This window comes from Candidatus Rokuibacteriota bacterium (assembly GCA_016188005.1).
GTDB lineage: Bacteria > Methylomirabilota > Methylomirabilia > Rokubacteriales > CSP1-6 > UBA12499.
In genome coordinates, this window is record JACPIQ010000118.1 from 21580 (window position 1) to 28211 (window position 6632).

Annotated in this window: 6 protein-coding genes; 4 read left to right on the top strand and 2 right to left on the bottom strand. The window is 68.7% G+C overall.

Annotation, left to right across the window (positions count from 1 at the left end):
- Positions 1-2: 2 nt before the first annotated feature.
- Both HYV93_22880 and HYV93_22885 read right to left on the bottom strand, forming a co-directional pair.
- Entirely contained in the window at positions 3-1142 is a 1140-nt protein-coding gene (locus HYV93_22880) for an acyl-CoA dehydrogenase family protein (protein ID MBI2528814.1), read from the bottom strand.
- A 4-nt stretch (positions 1143-1146) separates the two neighbouring features.
- Positions 1147-2343 (bottom strand): acyl-CoA dehydrogenase family protein, encoded by a 1197-nt coding sequence (locus tag HYV93_22885; protein MBI2528815.1) that lies wholly within the window; start codon positions 2341-2343, stop codon positions 1147-1149.
- Between the two features lie 164 nt (positions 2344-2507).
- On the opposite strand from HYV93_22885, the gene HYV93_22890 reads away from it, so the two are divergent.
- The 4 genes from HYV93_22890 to HYV93_22905 all read left to right on the top strand — a co-directional run.
- Positions 2508-3737 carry a Zn-dependent hydrolase gene (locus tag HYV93_22890; GenBank protein ID MBI2528816.1) on the top strand — a complete coding sequence of 410 codons (1230 nt, stop codon included), beginning with the start codon at positions 2508-2510 and terminating at the stop codon, positions 3735-3737.
- A gap of 158 nt (positions 3738-3895) precedes the next feature.
- Complete coding sequence (locus HYV93_22895) at positions 3896-4189, top strand: hypothetical protein (GenBank protein MBI2528817.1); 294 nt, start codon at positions 3896-3898, stop codon at positions 4187-4189.
- Positions 4186-5211 (top strand): cytochrome c oxidase subunit II, encoded by a 1026-nt coding sequence (coxB, locus tag HYV93_22900; protein MBI2528818.1) that lies wholly within the window; start codon positions 4186-4188, stop codon positions 5209-5211. The genes HYV93_22895 and coxB overlap by 4 nt, the downstream gene beginning before the upstream one ends.
- Before the next feature lie 9 nt (positions 5212-5220).
- On the top strand, positions 5221-6632 hold a 1412-nt coding region (locus tag HYV93_22905; GenBank protein ID MBI2528819.1), incomplete at its 3' end, for a cbb3-type cytochrome c oxidase subunit I.

Consider the following 6632-nt stretch of genomic DNA (forward strand, 5'->3'; position numbering starts at 1 on the left):
TCTCAGAGGTTCACGAGCTGGGCCACCCGCTCGCGATGGTGCGTCGCATCTCCGAACGTGAGCTCCGACCCCTTGGCCCGCTTGAAGTAGAGGTGCAGGTCATGCTCCCAGGTGAAACCGATGCCACCGTGGAGCTGGATGCCCGCGGCCGCCACCCGCCGGTAGGCGTCGGAGACATACGCCTTGGCCATGCTGACCCCGAGCGGCCCCTCCGGCACGCGCTCGTCCATGGCCCAGGCCGCGTAGTAGGTGATGGACTTGCTGTTCTCCACGTCCACCAGCATGTCGGCCGCCTTGTGCTTGACACCCTGGTAGGAGCCGATGGGCCGGCCGAAGGTCTGCCGGATCTTGGCGTACTCCACGGTCATCTCCAGCACCTTTTGGGCGCCGCCGCACATCTCGGCGCAGAGCGCCACCGTGGCCCGGTCCAGCACGCGAGCGAGCGGCTGCCAGCCGCCCCCCACCTCGCCCATGACGGCGTCCGCGCCGACGCTCACGCCCGTGAGCGTGACGTCGCAGAGCTTGCGCGTCTGATCCATGGTCGGCAGCAGCGTGACGGCGAGGCCCGGCGTTTCCCTGGGGAGCAGGAAGAGGGTGATGCCCTCCCCGGCCGGCGTCCCCGGCGAGGTGCGCGCCGCCACCACGATGGCCTCCGCGGTATGGGCGTCGTGCACGAAGAGCTTGGTGCCGGAGAGCAGGAATCGGCCGCCATCCCGTGAGGCGGCCAGCGCCACCCCCTCGGGCCCGAGCATGGCGCTGGGCTCCATCCACGCGAGCGTCGCCCGCGCCTCGCCCTCGGCGATCTTCGGGAGCCACTCCTTCTTCTGGGCGGCGGTGCCCGCCTCCAGGATGGCCAGCCCGCCGAGGACGACGGTGGAGAAGTAGGGACCGGGTACCACGGCCCGCCCCATCTCCTCCATGAGGACCACCAGGTCCACGAAGCCGAGCCCCATCCCGCCGAACTCCTCGGGATAGATCAGACCCAGCCACCCCTGCTCGGCCAGCCTGGCCCAGAGGGCGGGCTCCATGCCCTCGGGGGTCTCCATGAGCCGGCGCACCTTCTCCGACGGACACTCGTTCTCGAGGAACTTCCGTGCCGTGCTGCGCAGCAGGTCCTGCTCCTCGCTGAATCCGAAGTTCATGGCATTACCCCTTCGGGAGGCCGAGCACGCGCTCGCCCGTGATGTTCTTCTGGATCTCGGTGGTGCCGCCCTCGATGGAATTGGCCAGCGACCGGAGGAAGCTGTACTGCCAGAGCCCGCTCTCGACACTCCAGCGGCTGCCCCGCGTGAGCTGCGAGTACGGGCCCTGGATCTCCATGGCCACCGCCTGGAGACGCTGATGCGTGTCCACCCACATCAGCTTCCCGGTGGAGGCCTCGGGGCCCGGCACTTCCCCCTTGACGAGCCGGGTGATGGCGCGCGCCCCCGTGTACTTGAGCACTTCCGTGTGGATCCAGAGGTCCGCGATCTTCTGCCGGAGGATCGGGTCGTCCGTGGCCGGCCGGCCGGCCTTGCGCGAGCGGCGGGCCAGCTCGATGAGCCCGTCGAGCGCGATGCGCAGGCGCACCTGGAGCCCGAAGCCGAGCGCCAGCCGCTCGTACATGAGCGTGGTGAGGCCGACGGCCCAGCCATTGTTGAGGCCGCCGAGGATCTGCGACTCGTGCACGCGCACGCTGTCGAAGTAGACCTCGTTGAACTCGGGGTCCCCGGTGATCTGCCGGAGGGGCTTGACGGTGATCCCGGGCAGCTTCATGTCCAGCAGGAAGTAGGTGATCCCCTTGTGCCTGGGGGCGTCGGGGTCCGTGCGCGCCAGGAGCATCATCCAGTCGGCCAGGTGCGCGACCGAGGTCCAGACCTTCTGGCCGCTCACGACCCAGTGCTCGCCGTCCCTGACCGCGCGCGTCTGGAGCGCCGCCAGGTCGCTGCCGGCATTGGGTTCCGAGTAGCCCTGGCACCAGATCTCCTCGCAGGAGAGCATCTTCGCCGGATAGCGCTTCTTCTGCTCCTCGGTCCCGTAGGCGATGATCGTGGGCCCGGCCATGCCGATGGCCAGGATGTTGAGCACCGGCGGCGCCTTGACGAGGGCCATCTCCTCGTGGAGGATCAGCTCTTCCATGAAGGTGAGCCCGCGGCCCCCGTACGCCTTCGGCCACGTGAGGCCCATGAAGCCCGCGTCGTAGAGCTTCCGCTGCCACGACCTGAGGAAGGCGTAGCCCTCCGCGCGCGGAATGTCCGAGCCTGCCCGGACCTTCTCGACCCAGTCCCCGGGAAGGTTCGCCTTGAGCCAGGACCGGACCTCGTCCCGGAAGGACAGTTGCTCGGGGGTCAGCGCGAGATCCATACGCCCTCCTGCTCGGCGAGATGACTCGGAGCCTTGAGGCTGTGACTGAACGACGGTTCAGCGCCATCATACGAGGCGCCGCGAGACAGTGTCAAGTCGCCACCTTGCCGGTCAACGAGGCGGGTGCCGAGGGTTGACCAGTCGCGTATACTCGCTCCCACTGTATGCCGCCTGCGATCTCCCTGCTCCGCCTCCGGAGCCACCTCGAGGCGCTGTCGGCCTTCGGGCGCAGCCCCGAGGGCCAGGGCATCACCCGCTCCTGCTGGAGCCCCGCCCACGAGGAGGCCCGCGCCTGGCTCATCGCGCGGATGAAGGAAGCCGGCCTCACCACGTGGATCGACGAGGCCGGCAACACCTTTGGGCGGTGTGGCGAGGGGGGGCCGACGGTCATGACCGGGTCGCACATCGACACGGTTCCCCAGGGGGGGCCGCTCGACGGCGCGCTCGGGGTCCTGGCCGCGCTGGAGTGCCTGCGGACAATCCGTGAGGCCGGCATCCGGACGCGGCGGCCGCTGACTCTCGCCGCCTGGAGCGACGAGGAGGGGCGCTACCTGGGCCTCTTCGGCTCCCGGGCCTTCGCCGGCCGGCTCGATGCGCGGAAGATCCCCCGCCTCCGGTCTGCAGACGGCGACAGCCTCGTGGACGCCATGACGCGGGCGGGCTTCGACCCGCTGGAGGCCCCCAGGGCCCGCTGCGATCCCCGGATGCTCCACGCCTACCTGGAGCTGCACATCGAGCAGGGGCCACATCTCGAAGCCGCGCGGATCCCCATCGGCGTGGTCGAGGGCATCGTGGGGATCAGGCGGAGCTGGGTCGTGTTCACGGGGCAACCCGACCACGCCGGGACGACGCCCATGGCGCGGCGGCGGGACGCCTTCCTCGGCGCCGCCGAGTACGCGCTCGCGGCGCGGACGCTCGTCGTGACGCGGGGTAGCGGCATGAGCGTGACCAACTTCGGGCGGATCGAGCTGGCCCCGGGCGTGGCCAACATCGTCCCGGCGAGGGCGCGTCTCCTGCACGAGATGCGCGAGCTCGACCCGAGGGTCCTGGCCCGCCTCGAGCGCGGGTGCGCCGCCCTCGCCCGCCAGGTCGCGAAGCGGCGAGGGCTCCGGGTCAAGACCGAGCCCGCCTCGCGGAGCGAGCCTGTCCGCTGCGCGCCCCGCGTGATGGCGGCCGTGGAGCAGGCGGCAGCGGAGCTCGGCCTCAAGCACCGCCGCATGCCCTCCGGCGCGGGACACGACGCGCAGATGCTGGCGTCCGTCACGGACTCCGGCATGCTCTTCATCCCCTCGCGCGGCGGGCGGAGCCACCGGCCGGACGAGGCGAGCGACTGGAAGGCCATCGAGCGGGGCACCAATGTCCTGCTGGGCGCGCTCCTGCGCCTGGCGGGCTGAGCGGTCCCACATGGCCGCGGGGATCATGGAATGGGCCTTTTGAGGGAGAGGGGGTCCCAGGAGCTAGGACCAGGCCATGTGAATCATTCCACTTGGTTTTCTTGCACCAATCCAGTAGACTTCGACGGAACGTCACGGGACAGCTTGAAGAGGATCGCGTGTCGACGATACTGCATCTGCTGCTGGCGCTCGCGCTGACGGTGTTTCTCGGATTCCAGGCGGGCGCGCTGGTCTTTGTCCTTCGCTCCAGACAGGCCCGCACCGCCGGGCGATCTGCGCGACGCACCGAGCTTCTGTGGACCCTGATCCCCGTGATGGTTGTCCTCTTCCTGGCGGCCCGGAGCTGGATCGCGGTGTTCGAGGTGGGGCGCCCGGCGCTCGCCTCGTCCATCGTCCACGCGGAGCGTCCGGCCTCCGACATCTCGACCCCTCACCGGCAAGGAAGCCCATGAGCGAGCGTCCCCGGAACCCCTTCCGACTGGAAACCGCGATCCTGCTCCTGGCCGTCCTGACGCTGACCGCCGCCTGCGGCTGGAGCGGCTGGGACACGAAGATGACCACCGTCATCCCCAAGTCGGACTTCGGGAAGATGACCCACGGCATCTTCATGCTGATCGGGTGGTGGACGTTCTGGATCTTCATCCTCGTGGAAGGGGTGCTGCTCTTCGCCGTGTGGCGTTTCCGCGAGCGGCCCGGGGCGCCGATCCCGAAGCAGATCCACGGGCACACGCCGCTCGAGATCTCGTGGACGGTGGCCTTCGCCGTGATCCTGCTCATCATCGGCATTCCGACCATCCGCGTGATCTTCAAGACCCAGGAGGCGCCGGCCGCCACGGCCCTCCGCGTGGACGTCAGCGGCCGGCAGTGGTGGTGGGAATTCCGCTACCCGGCGCTCAATGTCACCACCGCGAACGAGGCCCACATTCCCGTGGGCCAGACCATCGCCTTCCACCTCAACGGGCCGGACGTCATCCACTCCTTCTGGATTCCCCAGCTCGGCGGCAAGCGCGACGTGATCCCGGGCCGGATCAACCGCCTCGTGCTCGCGCCGGACACGCCGGGCGAGTACATCGGGCAGTGCGCCGAGTACTGCGGCGCCTCCCATGCCAACATGCGCTTCCGCGTGATCGTCCACTCGAAGGAGGAGTTCGAGCGGTGGGTGGCGCAGCAGCAGGCGCCGGCGGCGGAGCCCAAGGAGGCGCTGGCGCAGAGGGGCAAGGAGATCTTCGGCCAGTCCGCCTGCGTGGGCTGCCACACCATCGCCGGAACCTCCACCGGCGCGCTGGGGCCGAACCTCACGCACTTCGGCAGCCGCAAGACCTTCGCGGGCGGCATGATGCCGAGCACGCCCGAGAACCTCGTCAAGTGGATCGAGAACCCCGGCCACATGAAGCCGGGGGCGCTCATGCCCGACCTGGGCCTCAAGGGCGAGCAGTCCCAGGCCCTGACCGCGTACCTTCTGAGCCTCAAGTAGAGGAGCCCCATGGCGATACATGCGGCCTTCATGCCCGCCGAGGCCCTGGCGGCCCCCCGCGGCCTCTGGTCCTGGCTGACCACCGTGGACCACAAGCGCATCGGCATCCTGTACGGGACCAGCGCCTTCGTCTTCTTCCTGGTGGGGGGGATCGAGGCCCTGATCATGCGGCTGCAGCTCGCCGCGCCCGACAATACCCTGGTGGGGGCACAGCGGTTCAACGAGCTGTTCACGATGCACGGCACGACGATGGTGTTCCTGGCGATCATGCCGATGAGCGCCGCCTTCTTCAACTACATGATCCCGCTCATGATCGGCGCACGGGACGTGGCCTTCCCCCGGCTCAACGCCCTGTCATACTGGGTCTTCCTTTCCGGCGCCCTCTTCCTGCACGCGAGCTTCCTGGTGGGGACGGCGCCGGACGGCGGGTGGTTCGGCTACGTGACGCTCACCTCGAAGCAGTTCTCTCCCGGCCAGAGCATCGACTTCTGGGTGCTGGGGCTGCAGATCCTGGGCGTCTCCTCCCTCATGGCGGGCTTCAACTTCATCGTGACCATCGTCAACATGCGGGCGCCGGGCATGACCCTCATGCGGATGCCCGTGTTCGTCTGGATGAGCCTCGTCGTGCAGTTCCTGGTGGTCCTGGCCTTCCCGGCCATCACCGTGGCCCTCATCCTCCTCATGTTCGACCGGTTCTTCGGGACCCTCTTCTACGCGCCGGCGGCCGGCGGGGACCCCCTGCTCTGGCAGCACCTCTTCTGGCTCTTCGGGCACCCGGAGGTCTACATCCTGATCCTGCCGGCCATGGGCATCGTCTCCGAGGTGCTCCCGACCTTCGCCCGGAAGCCGCTCTTCGGGGCCCCCGTGGTGATCTACTCCGGGATCATGATCGGCTTCTTCGGCTTCGGCGTCTGGAGCCACCACATGTTCTCGGTGGGCATGGGGCCGGTGGCGGACTCGGCCTTCTCCATCGCCACCATGCTCATCGCCGTCCCCACGGGGGTGAAGATCTTCAACTGGATCGGCACGCTCTGGGCCGGCGCCATCCGGTTCACCGCGGCGCTCTACTTCTCCCTCGGCTTCATCGCCATGTTCGTCATGGGGGGCCTCTCCGGCGTCATGCACGCCTCGCCCCCGGTGGATCTCCAGCAGACGGACACCTACTTCGTGGTCGCCCACTTCCACTACGTGCTCTTCGGCGGGTCCATCTTCGGGCTCTTCTCGGGCGCGTACTACTGGTGGCCCAAGCTCACCGGCCGGCTGCTCGACGAGCGCCTGGGGATGCTGCACTTCTGGCTCATGCTGATCGGGTTCAACGTGACCTTCTTCCCCATGCACTACCTCGGCCTCATCGGCATGCCGCGGCGCATCTACACCTACGCCCCGGACCTCGGGTGGAACTTCTGGAACCTGGTGTCCAC

Bases quoted from the DNA above. Each gene is read 5' to 3' on its own strand.
- HYV93_22880 (MBI2528814.1), bottom strand. From the start codon at position 1,142: ATGAACTTCGGATTCAGCGAGGAGCAGGACCTGCTGCGCAGCACGGCA.
- HYV93_22885 (MBI2528815.1), bottom strand. From the start codon at position 2,343: ATGGATCTCGCGCTGACCCCCGAGCAACTGTCCTTCCGGGACGAGGTC.
- HYV93_22890 (MBI2528816.1), top strand. From the start codon at position 2,508: ATGCCGCCTGCGATCTCCCTGCTCCGCCTCCGGAGCCACCTCGAGGCG.
- coxB (MBI2528818.1), top strand. From the start codon at position 4,186: ATGAGCGAGCGTCCCCGGAACCCCTTCCGACTGGAAACCGCGATCCTG.